This is a genomic window from Streptomyces sp. NBC_01171, from assembly GCF_045039805.1.
GTDB lineage: Bacteria > Actinomycetota > Actinomycetes > Streptomycetales > Streptomycetaceae > Streptomyces.
The window spans coordinates 3801007-3816028 of sequence record NZ_CP108609.1; the positions used below are offsets into that span (position 1 = coordinate 3801007).

Consider the following 15022-nt stretch of genomic DNA (forward strand, 5'->3'; position numbering starts at 1 on the left):
GCCGCCGGCATCAGCCAGTCAGGCATGTGAACTCTGGGTTTGAACATGGACGCGCGGCAAGAAACCGTCGAGTCAAGGGAAGGTAAAATCGTTCGGTTCGCTGACCTCAGTTCAGAGATATGAACAACTGGGCGGGTCTGCCGACTACTTCAGCTCGTCCGGACAGTGCGTCCCGCGCGGCAGTTGGTACGGCGCCGCCAGGTGGTACGTCCCCGCCCTCGGCGCCAGCAGCACCGTCCACCGGTCGCCCGCCGCGTCCACCGGAGTCTCCTTCAGACACCCGTTGACGTTGACGAACGACTTCGGGGACCCTTCCGGCCGCCCCTTCGACTCCTCGGTCTCCTGCGGGGGAGCCAGACTCTTCCCGTGCTCGTCCACCACGCTCAGCCACGGCGAGTACGGCACCCGGACCAGAATCCGCCCCGGCTCCCGCACGTCCAGCGTCATCTCGCCCTGCTCCGCCCGCCGCACCACCGCGTTCGGCTCGGCCAGCGGCGCCGGGTCCGTCACCCGGTAGAGCTGCCAGTTGGAGTCGCTCCAGATCCGGTCCAGGTACGGCATCCCGCGCAGCACCAGCTCCCGCTCGCGCAGCCCGCCGTCACCGTCCGGGTCGTCCACCCTCGGCAGGACCACGTACCGCACGGCCCACCGCTGGAGCCACTCGTGGTAGTTGGCCGAGTTGAGCGTGTCGTCGTAGAAGAGCGGGTTGCGCTCCATGTCGGCCTGCCGGTTCCAGCCGCGCGCCAGGTTGACGTACGGGGCGAGCGCGGACGCCTCCCGGTGCGAGCGCGCCGGGATCACCTCCACCCGGCCCTTCTCCGCGTCCACCCGCTGCAACTGGTGCACCAACGGCGCCAGCTCACGCGCCCAGGACGCGGCCGGGGTCGTGTGGACCACGTCGTCCACCGACTTGAACCCGATCCAGCCCACGAACCCCACGAACGCCAGCACCGTCACGTACCAGCGGCGCGAACGAGGGGCCGTGAACGGCAGCGCGGCCACCAGCGCCACGCCCGCGAACAGCATCGGCAACCGCGAGATGTTCGAACCGATCTGTGAACTGATCAGCCACACCAGGACCACGCTCAGGCTGTACACACCCGCCGTCAGCCGCACGGTGACCCACTCCTTGGGCACCAGGAACAGGCACAGCAGCCCGTACAGCAGCGGCATGATCACCGAGCCGAACGTCATCGGCTGGGTTCCGGAGAACGGGAACAGCCACGCCGACGCGGCCACCACCACCGCCGGCGCCACCCCCAGCGCGTACGCGCCCGGCCGCCGCTTCTGCAGGAACAGCGCGACCGCGACCAGCCCCACGAACAGCCCCGCCACCGGCGACGCCATCGTGGCCAGCGCGGCCAGCGGAGCGGCCGTCAGCGCCTTCGCCCAGCGCTTGTACCGCCCCCGGTACGGCCAGCAGCACACCACCGCCACCGCGCCCGCCGCGAACAGCCCGGCGAGCCCGTACGCCACCCACCCGACGGCACCGCCGAGCAGCGCGAAGATACCGGCGAGCGCGGCCAGGGGCGCGGCGGCCAGCGGCGTCGCCCAGCGCGCGTACCGCCCCTCGTACGGCCAGCAGAACACCGTCGCCACCGCGCACAGCGCGAACAGCGTGCCGAGGCCGAACGTCACCCGGCCCGACACCGCGTTGCCCAGCAGCGCGAACACCCCGGCCAGCGCGGCCCACAGCGGATTGCGCACCGCCCGGCTGCGCACCAGGATCATGGTCAGCAGGGCGGCCGAGCCGGTGCCGGCGATCATCATCGTGGTCCGCACCCCGAGCACGGACATCAGATACGGCGAGACCACGCTGTACGACACCGGGTGCATGCCGCCGTACCAGGCGAGGTTGTACGCCGAGTCCGGGTGCCGGCCGACGAACTCCGCCCACGCGTCCTGCGCCGCGAGGTCGCCGCCGCTGTTGGCGAACGTGAAGAACCAGATGATGTGCAGGACGCCCGCGAGCAGGGTCACCGACAGCACGGGGTGCGTCCGCACGCGGGCGCGCAAGGTGCTCAGGGTGCTCGCCGTGCTCTCTGGGGGCGGGCCGGGTATCCGGGGGCCGGACGCCGGGTCGGTGTCGGCGTTCTCGGCGCGCTTCGGCTCGGTTGTCGCCACGTCAGGCACTCCCCGTGTCCCGTCTTCCGTTCTCGGCCTCCTGCGCGGCCGGGGTGCGGTCACCGGTGACCTGCCCCGTTTCGTGACGCTAGCACGCACCCCGCCGCCCGGCTCCCGGGGTGGGAGCGCGGACGGCGGGGTGCGGGAACAGCGGGTGGCGCGGGGGTCAGCCGATGCGGGTCAGCTTGCTGCCGAGGCCCGGCTCGGCCAGGTCCGCGCGGAGCGCCACCGGCACCTTCACGGCACCGGCCGACGAGCCGTCGCCCACGGTGAGCGAGCCGACCTCGGTACCGGCCTTCGCGGTGTGCGGGATCGTGCCCGAGGTGAAGGACAGCCGGACCTTCAGGCCCGCCCAGCCGGCCGCCTTCACGTCCTCGGTGACCTCGACCGGGGTCTCGCCGCCCAGGCCGTCGTCCACGTACCCGACGACCGTGCCCTTCTTCAGCACCGTCTCCGACTTCAGCGCGCCCTGCGCGGCCCGGATCAGCGCGTCGCTGTGGTCCAGCGCGGCACTGAGGATGGTGTTCTCCCGGCCGCCCGGCGGCTGCCGCAGCACCGCGCCGATGACCATCCGGGTCTCGCCGCCGACGTCCTGCTTCGCGGCGAAGACCAGGTTGCCGAGCGCGGAGGTGGTGGTGCCGGTCTTGATGCCGACGACGTTGTTGTGCCCGACGAGCTGGTTCCAGTTGGAGTGGTACGTGCCCTTGTAGTCGGTGTACGACATCATCGCCGCGACCTCGCGGAACGCGGGCTGCCGCATGGCCGCCTTGGCCAGCTTCACCTGGTCCGCCGCCGTGCTGACGGTGGAGTTCGTCAGACCCGAGGGGTCGGTGTACGTCGTCCCGCTCATGCCGAGGCCCTTGGCGGCGGCGTTCATCTTCGCCACGAACGCCTTCTCCGAGCCGGCGTCCCAGCGGGCGAGCAGGCGGGCCACGTTGTTCGCGGACGCGATCAGCACACCCTCCAGCGCCTCCCGCTGGGTGATCTTGTCGCCCTGCGTCACGTCGACGGTGGACTCCTGGCCCGCCTTCGACTGGTCCTGCGCCGCCTTGTCGATCGCGATCTTCGGGCCCTCGGCGCCGCTCTTCAGCGGGTGGTCGCGCAGGATCAGGTACGCGGTCATCACCTTCGCCACGCTGGCGATCGGCACGGGCTTGCCCGAACCGGACGAGCCGAACGAGCCGATGCCCTGCACGTCCAGCGCGGCCTGGCCGTCGGCGGGCCACGGGATGTCCGGCTTGCCGCCCTCGAAGGTGAAGCTGTCCTTCGCGGTCAGCGCGAGCGTGGGCTGCGGCAGAGGGCGCATCGCCTGGACGACGCCCAGGATCACCACCAGCAGGATCACCAGCGGCGTCCAGATCTTCACCCGCCGCACCAGGGTGCGTACGGGGGTCTCCGGCGGGGGCGGCGTGTTCGTCAGCTCCGCCAGCAGGTCCAGCGGCGGCTTCGGCGGCAACGGCTGCTGCGTCGTCCGCTCCGGCCCGACCTGCGGCACGGCCCGCGTCTCCTCGACGCGTGCCGACGGCCCCTTGAGGTCGGGCTTCAGCGCGACGAACTTGCTGGTCCGCTCCGCCTCTTGCTGCGCGGGAGCGGGCTTGGCCTTCCCGCCGACCTTGAGCATGGTGGTCGGCTGATCCACCTGGGGCTTCTTGGCGGCGGGCGACTTGAGCGCGGTGGTGGGGGTGTCTACGGGCTTACCGCCCGCCTTCTTGGAAGCGCCCTCGGCGTCACCCCGGGGGGCGGGGAGGGGGGTGCCCTTGGCGGTGTCCTTGGCGATGCCGTCGGCATCGGGGTCGGCCTTGGCGGCCGGGGTGTCCTTGGTGGAGCGGGGGGTGTCCTTGGCGGCCGCGCCGGCCGCGCCCTCAGCGGTGGCCTTGCCCGCGCCCTTGGGAGCGGCCTTGACGTCGTCCTCGGCGTCCCCGGTGGGTCCGGGGGTGTCCGTGACGCCCGCGATGGCGGTGGCCTTGCCCGCGCCCTTGGGGGCGGACTCGGCATCGTCCTCGGCGGCCGGCGCGGGGGCGTCCGCCTTGGACGCCTCTGGGGCGGCGTCGCCGCCCTCGGCAGCCGGAGTGCCGGTACCCGTCCCGGAGCCGTCGGCGGAGCCGGAGGCGTCCTTGGCGTCACTCTCGGCCGTCGGCGAAGTGCCCTTGCCCGAGCCCTTGGGGCCGCCGTCGGCGGTGAGCTTCGCATCGCCCTCGGGGGCGGTGGAGCCCTCGGCGGAGCCCGTAGCCCCCTCGGGGGCGTCGTCGGCCGACTCGTCGCCGTCCTTCGCGGCCGGGGCGTCGCGGTCCTCGGCATCGTCGGCGGAGGCGTCCTCGGCGTCGCCCTCCTCCGCGTCCTCGGCGGAGCCTTCAGCGGACGCGGAGGCCCCCTCAGGGGCGTCCTCGGGGTCCTCGTCGGGGGTGTCCCCGTCCGAGCCCTCGGACAGGCCGTCAGTGGCGTCCGTCGCGTCGTCCTTGCCCGAGTCCTTGAACGTGTCGTCTGGCACCTCGGCGGCAGCCTCCTCGGAGCTGCCGGAACCTTCCTCCGCGGCCGAACCCCCGGAGGGCTCCCCGGCCTTGGCGCCCTCGTCGGAAGCCGAGGGCTTGCCCGCCGAGCGGACCCACGCCGAGACCGCCTCGCGGAGTTCCTCGTCCTCCACGGGACCCGTCGAGTCAGCGGCAGAAGTCACCCCTGCTGAACCGGCGGAGTCGTCCGCCGACGCCTCGTGCTGCTTCGACCTGTCGGGGGACTCGCCCGCCACCGATGCCTCCTTGATGCGCCGCACGCGCCCTCGCGCGCCCTGTCCGAACCATGTACCAGTGTCCTGTGTGGGGGTTCGCCCGTAGTGGCAGACGAGAACGACATACCTGCCGGTTCCCCCATGAACCAGGCACGCGCTCTCGACAGATGAATGTGAGAGGCGTCACCCTGTCATTCATCCACGCGGGGAGGCATGGATGGGCAGGAGCCGCAGAACACTTCCGGAAGAGCTTCTGATGCTCGCACTGGACCCGGCCACGGGTACCACTGCGCAGCCGCAGTCGCTCGACCTCGGTCTGGCCGGTGCGCAGCTAGTGGAGCTGGCGCTGGCCGGACGGATAGCCCCAGACGGGGATCGTATCGCCGTGGTGGTGCCACGGCCGACAGGAGATCCGACTCTGGACTGCGCGTTGGAGCTGCTGCGAAGGCGCGGCGCTCCGGTACGGGCCGTCCATTGGATAGGCGGGCCCCGGCTGGGCCTGCGCCAGACCTACCTGTCGCACCTGGAGAGGTGCGGCATGGTGGCCGCCGTACCGGGCCAGATGTGCGGCGTACTGCCGACCACGCGGTACCAGGCGACGGACACCACCATCAGCCGGGAGATCCGCGGAAGGCTCGACTCCGCGATCCGCACCGGCGTACCACCGGACCCACGGACCGCCGCGCTCGCCGCGCTGGCCCACGCGGTCGGGCTGGGGAAGCACCTGTACCCGGGGAACGAGGGACGCTCGTCCCGCTCCCGGCTCAGGGACCTGATCCGGCACGACCCGATGGGCGGCCTGGTCGCGCACGCCGTGATGGACGTGCAGAACGGCGTCGGCGTCCAGCCGAGGCGCGGCCAGGGCCCGGGTGGCCGGCCGCCCGGACCGGGAGCCAGGGCCGGCGGGGAACCCGCGCGCGGGGTCCCGATGCAGCCGCACCACGGCACGATGGCCCGCGCGGCGGCACACTGAACGGCCCGGCCGGGAGCAACTCCGGCAGGCGAAAGGCGAGTTGAGGAGCGGGACGGGCGGACCGACGGAGTCCCCCCGCCCCGCTCCGCCGCTTCACCCCATACCAGGCCGCCGGGCGGCGCGTACCCCGAACTGTCGCGTACGCGCCGCATATCCGACGTTTCCCAGCGGTAGAAACCCCCTTGGTGGCAGTCTGCTCAACAGCAGATACGCAAAGTGTCAGATACAGGCAGCCAGCCGGAGGTGCGCGTCCCGTGGCGTCCAATGTCAATCCCACCGTCAGGCGGCGCCGGCTGGGCCAGGAGCTGCGCAAGCTCCGTGAGCTCAAGGGCATGACGGCCGAGGAGGTCGCCGACCGCCTGCTCGTGTCGCAGTCGAAGATCAGCAGGCTGGAGAACGGCCGCCGCAGCATCAGCCAGCGCGACGTCCGTGATCTGTGCGGGGTGTACGAGGTCGAGGACCAGAGGGTGGTCGACTCGCTGATGGAGATGGCCCGCGACTCCCGCCAGCAGGGCTGGTGGCACACCTTCGGCGACATCCCGTACAGCGTGTACATCGGTCTGGAGACCGACGCGCAGTCGCTCCGGGTGTACGAACCCCAGTTGGTGACCGGCCTGTTGCAGACCCGCGCGTACGCCGAGGCGCTGGTGCGCGGCGCGCTGCCGGAGACCTCGACGGCCGAGATCGAGAAGCGCGTCAAGGTCCGGATGCGCAGGCAGGAGCGGGTCACCGACGACAGCAACCCGCTGCGCCTGTGGGTGGTGCTGGACGAGGCCGCGCTGCACCGGGTCGTCGGCAGCAAGCTCATCATGCGCGAGCAGTTGGAGCACCTGATCGAGCTGTCCAACCTCCCGCACGTCACCGTGCAGGTGCTCCCCTTCGAGGTCGGCGCGCATCCGGGGCTCAACGGCCAGTACGCCATCCTGGAGTTCGCCGACGCGGCCGACTCCAGCGTGGTCTACCTGGAGGGCGTCACCAGCGACCTGTACCTGGAGAAGGCGCCGGACGTGCAGAAGTACGCCGTGATGTACGAGCACCTGCGCGCCCAGGCACTCCCGGTGGAGCAGTCCCAGCGGTTCATCCAGGACGCGGCCAAGAGGTTCGCCCAGTAGGGCTCCGGTGGGGCTCCAGCACGGCTGCGGTACATGGGGCGAGGGATCGTACACCGTCGCCCCACCCCCGTGACGGCTCGCTTGGAATATGCCACCCGCTTGAGTGAACGGCTCCTGCGGACAGGGGGGTTGACCGGTAGCGTCGATCACGCCAATCGCTCGCATGGGTTGGCGCGAACCGCACCACCGCAACTCGCAACAGGAGTGGACATGGCACTGATTCAGGGCGCGACGGAGACGTGGATGAAGTCCTCCTATTCCGCGGGCAACGGCGCCTGCGTCGAGGTCAAGTCGCCGACCGCCGCCGAACTCGCCGTACGCGACTCCAAGGACATCGCGGGCCCCGTCCTGGCCTTCCCGGCCACGGCGTGGAACGCCTTCGTGTCCTCGGTCAAGGCATAAGGGACCGTCCCCGGTCCCAACGCGTAGAAGCACCGGACCGATGCTTCACCGACAGCACACGCACCACCCCCGAAGCCCCCTCGACCGGCCGCCGTCCTTGCCGAGGGGGCTTCGTCATGCCCGTCAGCCGAGCTGCGCCTCGATCGCGGAGACGACCTCCGCGGACTCCGGCTCGGTCTGCGGGGCGAAACGGGCGGCGACCCGGCCGTCGCGGCCGATCAGGAACTTCTCGAAGTTCCAGCGGATGTCACCGGTGTGGCCCTCGGCGTCGGCGAAGCCGGTGAGGCGGTCGTAGAGGGGGTGGCGGCCGTCGCCGTTCACCTCGACCTTCTCGGTGAGCGGGAAGGTCACGCCGTACGTCGCGGAGCAGAACTCCGCGATCTCGTCGGCCGAACCGGGCTCCTGGCCCATGAACTGGTTGCACGGCACGCCGAGCACGGTGAACCCGCGCCCGCCGAACCGCTCCTGGAGTCGCTCCAGGCCCGTGTACTGCGGGGTCAGCCCGCACTTGGAGGCCACGTTCACGACGAGCACGGCCTGCCCGGCGTACCGGGCCAGCTCGGCGGAACCGCCCTGGAGGGCACCGATCTCGACGTCGAGGGGGGAGGGGGTGTGATCACTGGTCGTCATGCGGGCAGCCTAGCCAGGGCCGGTGCGCCCGGCCTCCACCAGTACCTCCCCGGCCGCCGTGCGCGAGTACAGCACCGAGCGGCCCGCGCGGCGGCGGGTGATCAGGCCCGACTCCCGCAGCACCTTCAGATGGCGGCCGACCGAGCCGAGCGTCTGGCCGGTCAGCGCGGTGAGCTGGGTGGTGCTCAAGGGGGAGTCCAGCAGGGTGAGCACGCTCGCGCGGGCCGGCCCGAGCAGCGCGCCCAGGCTCGCGGGCGCCGGGCGCTCGGCCTGTCCGGCGAGGGCGCCGGCGCAGGGGTAGACCACCGCGTACCGCTCCCGCTCCTCCCACGCCACCCAGCCCTGCCGCTGCGGGGTCACCGGGACGAGGACGAGTTCGGCGCCGGAGATCTCGCGGGGCGGGTAGGCACGCAGGTTGACCTGGAACCGGCTCTCCCCGAGCCATCGTGTCCCCGGCCGCAGTGAGTCCAGCACCCCGGCCCAGCCGCCGCGCCCCATCCGCGCGGTCCGCGCCAGCACGTCCGCCTCCAGCACCCGCCTGCGCCGCTCCCAGTAGGGCCGTACCGCCTCCTCCCACACCCACTCCAGCAGCGCGGCCGCCCGCTCCGGCAGGTCGTCCCGCTCCAGTGCGGCGGGCAGCGGGCCGGCGAGGGAGAGCAGCAGGTGGGCGCGGGCGTCGGCGGGGCGGGCGGCCCGTACCCGGCCGACCTCCTCGGCGAAGGTCTCGCCGTCGCGCGGGGTGGGGGTGAGGAAGTCGGCGATCCAGTCGCGGCCGAGGCCGGCGCGGATCAGGCGGGCGGTGACGGGGTCCTCCGCCAACCGGGCCCGGTAAGCGGGCAGATGGGCGCGCAGCCATTCCCGTTCGCCGGGGTGCGCGGGCGTGGCCGCGTGCAGCAGTTTGAGACTCGCGAAGGTCTCGGCGAGCGGGGAGATCACGAACCGGCTGCGGGCCAGTGTGTCCGCGTCGAGCAGCCACCACCCCATGCCCCGCACCACCTTTCGCCGCCCGGCGAAACAATAACGAGCACCCGCCGGGCGGCCGAGACTCCCCGCATGCCCAGCTACCGATCCCTGTTCCGCACCCCGGAGTTCACCCCTCTCTTCCTCGCCGCCTCCGCGCAGACCGCCGCCCAGACCATGGCCGGGCTCGCGCTCGGCACCCTCGTCTACCGGGCCACCGGCTCCCCGCTGCTCGCGGCGCTCAGCATGTTCGGCCCGGCCCTGGCCCAGGTCATCGGCGCGACCTTCCTGCTCTCCGGCTCCGACCGCCTGCCCCCGCGCACGGCGCTGTCCGCCATCGCGGCGGTCTTCGCGGCGGGCACGGCCTTCCAGGCGGTACCGGGACTGCCGGCCGGCGTACTCCTCGCCGTGGTGCTGCTGTTGGGCCTGGTGGCCGCGCTGGGCGGGGGTGTGCGCTGGGGTCTGCTGAACGAGATCCTCACCAAGGACGGCTATCTGCCCGGGCGTTCCCTCTTCAACATCCTGAACGGCCTGACGCAGACAGTCGGTTTCGCCACCGGAGGGCTCCTGCTGGCCACGATCTCGCCGCGTGTGTGCCTCCTGCTCGCCGCCGCCCTCTACCTGACCGCCGCCCTGACCCTCCGCCTCGGCCTCACCGCCCGCCCGCCCCGCGCCACCGGCCGCCCGTCCGTCGCGGCGACCTGGCGGACCAACGCCGTCCTGTGGTCCTCCCGCCCCCGCCGCCTCACCTACCTCGGCCTCTGGGTCCCCAACGGCCTGGTCGTCGGCTGCGAGTCGCTGTACGTCTCGTACGCCCCCGAGTCCGCGGGCACGCTCTTCGCCTGCGGGGCGGTGGGGATGCTGGTGGGTGACGTGACGGTGGGCCGCCTCCTGCCTCCGGCGGTCCGGGCCCACCTGGCGACACCGCTGCTTCTCCTGCTCGCGGTGCCGTACCTGGTCTTCGCGGCCCACCCTCCACTGCCGGTGGCGCTGCTGTGCGTGACGCTCGCCTCCGTGGGATTCGGCGCGAGTCTGGTCCAGCAGGAGCGGCTCATGTCCTTGACCCCGGACGCGCTGTCCGGCCACGCCCTGGGGCTGCACTCGGCGGGGATGCTGACCATGCAGGGGGTGAGTGCGGGGGTGGCGGGGTCGCTGGCCCAGGTCACGTCTCCGGCGACGGGGATGACGGTGATGGCGGGGGCGTCGGTGGCGGCGACCTCGGTGCTGGCGCTGGCGGGCCGCGTCCCGGCCCGGAATACGGCCGTCCAGGTGGACGCTGAGGCATAGGTGACCGCAGGGAAAGCCCCGCTGGACCGGGCCGCCGTCGAGGAACGCCTCGCGGCGGAGCGCGCTGCCACCCTGACCCAGATCGAGGCCCTGACCAGGGACTTCCAGGCCATCGTCGACGCGAACGCCCTCGTCGCCGTGGACGACGAACACGACCCGGACGGCTCCAGCACCGCCTTCGAACGAGCCCACGTCTCCTCCCTCCTCACCCAGGCCCGGGCACACCTGGAGCACCTGGACGACGCTCTGGTCCGGCTGGGTGAGGGGCGGTACGGGATCTGCGAGCGGTGCGGGGTGGAGATCCCGGCGGAGCGACTGGAGGCACGGCCGGCCAGCACGCGGTGTGTGGGGTGCGCGGGGGCGGGGCCGCGATAGGTGTGCCCTACACGGACGGGGGCGCGTCTGACAGGATCACCGGGCGGGCGTTTTGACGCGCGCGAGGACAGGGCGGCGGACGCGGGAGCGGTAAGTGCGGGACTCAGAGAGCCAGGTTGTTCCGGCCGAGGTGGCAACTGACGGCGCTGGTACGGCAGATGCCGACCGTACGGCGAAACGGGCCGTGACCGTCTTCCCCTTGCTTGTGCTGGCCGCGGGCGCCCTCGGGATGGTGATGCCGTCGACGTTCGCCGAGGGCAAGGAGGCGGTGCCCTACCTGCTCGGCGTCGTGATGTTCTGCATGGGCCTGACGATGACGTCGGAGGACTTCCAGGGCGTGGTGAAGCGCCCCTGGGCCGTCGCGCTCGGCCTGGTGGCCCATTACGTGATCATGCCGGGCCTCGGCTGGGCGATCGCCGAGCTGCTGGATCTTCCGCCTGCGCTGGCCGTGGGCGTGATCCTGGTCGGCTGCACCCCGAGCGGTACGGCGTCCAACGTGGTGACGTTCCTGGCCAGGGGTGACGTGGCCCTGTCGATGTCGGTGGCGACGGTCTCCACGCTGCTCGCCCCGCTGGTGACCCCGTACCTGGTCCTGCTGCTCGCGGGGCACATGCTGGACGTCGAGGCGGGCCCGATGGTCGTCGACATCCTGAAGACGGTCCTGGTCCCGGTGGTGGCCGGCCTCCTCGTCCGCCGCCTGGCCGCACCGGTGATCCGCCGCTGCCTCCCCGTGCTGCCCTGGCTGTCGGCCGGAACGGTGGCGGTGATCGTCCTGATCGTCGTGGCGGCGAGCGCCTCCGCCCTGAAGGCGGCCGCCGCGATCGTCTTCCTCGCGGTGGTCCTCCACAACGCCTTCGGCCTCGCCCTCGGCTACGGCGCCGCCCGCCTCGCCAACCTCGACCCCGCAGCCCGCCGGGCCATGGCCTTCGAGGTCGGCATGCAGAACTCCGGCCTGGCGGCCTCCCTGGCGGCGACGTACTTCAGCCCGCTGACAGCCCTCCCGGCCGCGGTCTTCTCGGTCTGGCACAACCTGTCGGGCGCGGTGGTGGCGGCGTGGATGAACCGGCGCGCCAAGTAATGAAACCGTCCAGGACCGGTCCGGGCACGGCCCGGGCACGCGATCCGCGCACCCGGTGCCGATCCACGAGAACGTGACGACGTAGGCGCCTGCGATCCGAGTCGGCCAGGAGGCTACGGGGCCGTCGAACGGGGCTGGGTCGCCGGGATCCGGGAGGTGAAGAACATCGCGAGGAGAGCGGTGAGGGCGAGGATGGCGAGCGCGGCGCGCAGACCGTCGATCCTGGCGTCGGTGTTCGCGTCGAGCGCCGCTCGCGTCACGTCCGTGCTGGTGCCCGCCTCGGCGAGGGCGGACTCGAGCTGGGCGTCCGACAAGAACGGTACGTCGCTCTGCAGTTCGACGGTCGCGTGGCTCTTGACCTCGGCCGGGATCGCCGGATTCTGCTCCACGCTGGTGAGGAAGGAAGCCGTCAGCGCGGCGATCATGATCGACCCGGCGAGTGCCGTACCGATCGACGCGCCGAGGTTGGTGACGGCGTTCTGGACGCCGCCGACCTCCGCGCTCTGCGTTTCCGGCACCGCGGACACGGTGACCGACCCGAGCTGGGACGCCAGCGCGCCCATGCCCAGCCCGATCAGCAGGAGGGGGAGGCTGACGATCTCCGCGCCGGCGTCCACGTCGAGCGCGGCCATCAGGACCACCGCGCCCGCGAGCAGCGCGAGGGTCCCGAGCCGCACCACCCGCCGCGGTGAGACGTCGGGGAAGAGGCGGGGGATCAGGACGGCGGCCGCCAGCAGTGTCACGGAGAGCGGCAGGATGCGGGCGCCGGTCTGGAGCGCGGACAGGCCCAGGGCGACGGACAGATACAGCGGTACGACGAAGAAGACGCCCATCTGGACGAGGTACTGGAAGAAGAACATCGTCAGTCCGCCGGTGAGCTGCTTGTCGCGCAGCATGCCCGGGTCGACGAGCGGCTCCCTGTGCCGCTCCACCATGCGGGCCTCCCAGCGGAGGAAGAGCCAGACCAGAAGCAGACCGGCCAGCATCAGCCACACCACCAGCGAGACCCCGAGCCCCGAGGGCGCGTCGGGCTTCGGCTGGAACCATCCCCATTCGGCCGAGCGGAGTACGCCGTAGACGAAGAGCCCGAGCCCGAGCGCGGAGAGCACGGCGCCGATCAGATCGATGCGTGGGCGCTGACCGACCGGCGCGTCGGTGATGCGGCCGGCGAGCCCCAGGATGCCGAGCACCATCACGACCTCACCGGCGAAGACCCACCGCCAGGAGAAGTACGTCGTCGCGACGCCTCCGATGAGCGGCCCGACCGCGATCGCCACAGCGCCCGCGGCCGCCACGAGACCGTAGGCGGCGGGACGGCGTTCGGTGGCGAAGTTGCTGGCCACGAGTGCCACGATCGCGGGCAGGATGAGTGCCGCCCCGATCCCCTCGAGGAACGACCAGCCGAGCAGCAGCACGGGCAGGTTCGGCGCGAGCGCCGTGGTGAGGGAGCCGCAGCCATAGATCACGCAGCCGGTCATGAACGCGCGTCTGCGGCCGATCAGTGCCCCCGTCTTGCCGCCGGGGATCATGAACATCGCCATCACGAGGGTGTAGGCGGTGATGGCGCCCTGCACACCCGTCACCGTCGTGCCCACGTCCTCGGCCACCGTCGCGATCGAGACGTTCATGACCGAACTGTCGAGCGCCATGAGGAACTGGCCGGCCGCGAGTGCCAGCAGGACGACTCGCGCCGTTGTCGAACTCTCGGCGGTGCCTGCTCCGGGTGCCATGCGCGCATCGTCCCAGCCACCCCCGAGGGCGATGCGTGACCCGCCCCGGAGGTCAGCCGGTTGGCGGACCGAGGCCGGTGGAGCCGCCCGGGGTCAGTCGGCCGGCAGTTCCTCCGCGGGGAGCCGGCCCGCGCGTACGGCGTCGACCAAGGTCTGGTGGGCGCGCTCGTTCTGGTCGGCGTACGCCTCGGCGAAGGCGGCGAGTGCCCGGTCGAAGGAGTCGCCGCTGCCCAGGTAGGCGGCGATCGCGATGCGGTCACCGGACCGCGCGTGGGCCCGGGCCAGGGTGAACCCGCACAGCTCGCCGAACACCCGCATGTCCTTCGGCCGCATCCGTTCCGGTACGGCGATGCCCTTCCAGTCGCGCAGTTGGCGGACGTAGAAGTCGCGTTGCCTGCCGTCGATCCCGTCCACTCGTTCCCAGCCGAGGAAGATGTCGCTCGTCGCCTGCATCAGCCGCTGGCCCGAGACCACCCGCTCGCCCTGGTTGCGGTACCGGCTCGCGCCGAGGTGTGTGGCGAGTACGGAGGTGTCGGCCTCCTTGGCCTGGAGGAAGAGCGGGTCCTGGTCGTCCCGGCCGAGGAGCAGGAAGACCCAGCAGCGGGTGCCGACGCTGCCGACGCCGACCACCTTGCGGGCGACGTCGGCCAGGCGATAGTCCTCCAGGAGCGTGCGCCGGTCGGAGGCGAGCGTGCGGCCGTACCGCTCGACGAGGCCGCGGAACTGCTCTTCCAGCGCGCTGCGTTCGATCTCCGGCAGCAGGTCCCCGGCCGGGATGAGCAGCGGGGGGTCCGCCGCGATCCTGGGCCGGCCGTCGACCGTCTCGGTGAGCTTGTCGAAAGCCTGCAGGCTGTCGCGGGTGCGGGCCTTCGTCATGGCGCGGGCCAGGTTCTTGCGGCCACGGCTCGTTCCGCGGAGCCGGTCCGTGACCAGGGACTCGAGGAGATCCGCATCGATCTTCGCGTACCAGACGTCGAGGTTGCCCATGCCCGCGAACCGGACCATCGCCTCGCGGTACGAACGGACCGCGGAGTTCACGATGCGGGCGCGCTCGGCGTCGTCGAAGCCGTTCGCCCGGCCCGCGATGACCAGGCTCGCCGAGAGGCGTTTGACGTCCCACTCCCAAGGGCCCGGCAGTGTCTCGTCGAAGTCGTTGATGTCGAACACCAACTGCCGCTCGGGCGAGGCGAGCAGACGGAAGTTCAACAGGTGCGCGTCCCCGCAGAGCTGGGCGGTGAGTCCCGAGACCGGGGTGCCGGCCAGGTCGGACGCCATGATCGCGGCGGCGCCCCGGTAGAAGCGGAACGGGGACTCCGTCATCCGGCCGTAGCGGATCGGGACCAGTTCCGGCACGCGCGACGCGGACTGCGCCTCCAGGATCGTCAGCGGGTCCGGCCGGTCGGGGGACGGCCGGTACACGGCGTGGCCCGACCTCGGCGAGCGGCGCCGCGCCGCCTTCCCGAGCGCCGCACGGTCCGCGGGCGTGGTGCCGGGCGCCGCGCGCATGGCCGTGGTCGCGCTTCGGGACATCGAAGACCCTCCTGCCTGGTCTGCGGGCACGGCGCATGCCGGACCGGACGGGCGCTTCCTCGCCCTGCTGTCCGGTGCCGGCCGCGCGGATCATCGATG

General features: G+C 72.1%; 12 protein-coding genes. 6 read left to right on the top strand and 6 right to left on the bottom strand.

All coding sequences use genetic code 11. From position 1 onward, the window contains the following. Positions 1 to 144: 144 nt before the first annotated feature. Both OG448_RS17685 and OG448_RS17690 read right to left on the bottom strand, forming a co-directional pair. A complete protein-coding gene (locus tag OG448_RS17685; protein WP_405554975.1) occupies positions 145 to 2124 on the bottom strand; it encodes an MFS transporter in 1980 nt (659 codons plus the stop codon). A gap of 166 nt (positions 2125 to 2290) precedes the next feature. Continuing rightward, positions 2291 to 4867, bottom strand: coding sequence for a D-alanyl-D-alanine carboxypeptidase (locus OG448_RS17690; protein WP_405554977.1), 2577 nt, complete (start codon positions 4865 to 4867; stop codon positions 2291 to 2293). Positions 4868 to 5063: 196 nt separating this feature from the next. Here OG448_RS17690 and OG448_RS17695 point away from each other — a divergent pair, with 196 nt between their 5' ends. The 3 genes from OG448_RS17695 to OG448_RS17705 all read left to right on the top strand — a co-directional run bounded on the left by OG448_RS17695 (position 5064) and on the right by OG448_RS17705 (position 7333). Next, the gene (locus OG448_RS17695; RefSeq protein ID WP_391299112.1) at positions 5064 to 5819 is read left to right on the top strand and encodes a GPP34 family phosphoprotein; all 756 of its coding nucleotides are present in this window, start codon (positions 5064 to 5066) and stop codon (positions 5817 to 5819) included. 254 nt (positions 5820 to 6073) lie between these two features. Next, a complete protein-coding gene (locus tag OG448_RS17700; protein WP_405554979.1) occupies positions 6074 to 6931 on the top strand; it encodes a helix-turn-helix domain-containing protein in 858 nt (285 codons plus the stop codon). 210 nt (positions 6932 to 7141) lie between these two features. Then, entirely contained in the window at positions 7142 to 7333 is a 192-nt protein-coding gene (locus OG448_RS17705) for a DUF397 domain-containing protein (RefSeq protein ID WP_391299108.1), read from the top strand. Between the two features lie 123 nt (positions 7334 to 7456). On the opposite strand, the gene OG448_RS17710 is transcribed toward OG448_RS17705, so the two are convergent. After that, on the bottom strand, positions 7457 to 7963 hold the full coding sequence (locus OG448_RS17710) for a glutathione peroxidase (protein WP_405554981.1): 507 nt from the start codon (positions 7961 to 7963) through the stop codon (positions 7457 to 7459). 9 nt (positions 7964 to 7972) lie between these two features. After that, positions 7973 to 8947: a helix-turn-helix domain-containing protein gene (locus OG448_RS17715; RefSeq protein ID WP_405554983.1), complete on the bottom strand. Its 975-nt coding sequence runs from the start codon at positions 8945 to 8947 to the stop codon at positions 7973 to 7975. A 69-nt stretch (positions 8948 to 9016) separates the two neighbouring features. On the opposite strand from OG448_RS17715, the gene OG448_RS17720 reads away from it, so the two are divergent. The 3 genes from OG448_RS17720 (at position 9017) to OG448_RS17730 (ending at position 11663) form a co-directional block, all read left to right on the top strand. Continuing rightward, positions 9017 to 10210: an MFS transporter gene (locus OG448_RS17720; protein WP_405554985.1), complete on the top strand. Its 1194-nt coding sequence runs from the start codon at positions 9017 to 9019 to the stop codon at positions 10208 to 10210. Next, positions 10211 to 10585, top strand: a complete 375-nt coding sequence (locus tag OG448_RS17725; protein ID WP_405554987.1) for a TraR/DksA family transcriptional regulator — start codon at positions 10211 to 10213, stop codon at positions 10583 to 10585. A 130-nt stretch (positions 10586 to 10715) separates the two neighbouring features. Beyond that, positions 10716 to 11663: a bile acid:sodium symporter family protein gene (locus OG448_RS17730; protein ID WP_405558839.1), complete on the top strand. Its 948-nt coding sequence runs from the start codon at positions 10716 to 10718 to the stop codon at positions 11661 to 11663. Between the two features lie 113 nt (positions 11664 to 11776). Here OG448_RS17730 and OG448_RS17735 read toward each other — a convergent pair whose 3' ends face one another. Together OG448_RS17735 and OG448_RS17740 are read right to left on the bottom strand one after the other, a co-directional pair. Beyond that, positions 11777 to 13393, bottom strand: a complete 1617-nt coding sequence (locus OG448_RS17735) for an MFS transporter (protein ID WP_405554989.1) — start codon at positions 13391 to 13393, stop codon at positions 11777 to 11779. 93 nt (positions 13394 to 13486) lie between these two features. Then, entirely contained in the window at positions 13487 to 14923 is a 1437-nt protein-coding gene (locus OG448_RS17740) for a DUF2252 domain-containing protein (protein ID WP_405554991.1), read from the bottom strand. Between the last annotated feature and the right edge of the window lie 99 nt (positions 14924 to 15022).

Excerpts from the sequence above, each read along its gene's own strand:
- OG448_RS17695 (WP_391299112.1), top strand. The coding sequence starts at position 5,064 with ATGGGCAGGAGCCGCAGAACACTTCCGGAAGAGCTTCTGATGCTCGCA.
- OG448_RS17705 (WP_391299108.1), top strand. The coding sequence starts at position 7,142 with ATGGCACTGATTCAGGGCGCGACGGAGACGTGGATGAAGTCCTCCTAT.
- OG448_RS17710 (WP_405554981.1), bottom strand. The coding sequence starts at position 7,963 with ATGACGACCAGTGATCACACCCCCTCCCCCCTCGACGTCGAGATCGGT.
- OG448_RS17715 (WP_405554983.1), bottom strand. The coding sequence starts at position 8,947 with ATGGGGTGGTGGCTGCTCGACGCGGACACACTGGCCCGCAGCCGGTTC.
- OG448_RS17720 (WP_405554985.1), top strand. The coding sequence starts at position 9,017 with ATGCCCAGCTACCGATCCCTGTTCCGCACCCCGGAGTTCACCCCTCTC.
- OG448_RS17735 (WP_405554989.1), bottom strand. The coding sequence starts at position 13,393 with ATGGCACCCGGAGCAGGCACCGCCGAGAGTTCGACAACGGCGCGAGTC.
- OG448_RS17740 (WP_405554991.1), bottom strand. The coding sequence starts at position 14,923 with ATGTCCCGAAGCGCGACCACGGCCATGCGCGCGGCGCCCGGCACCACG.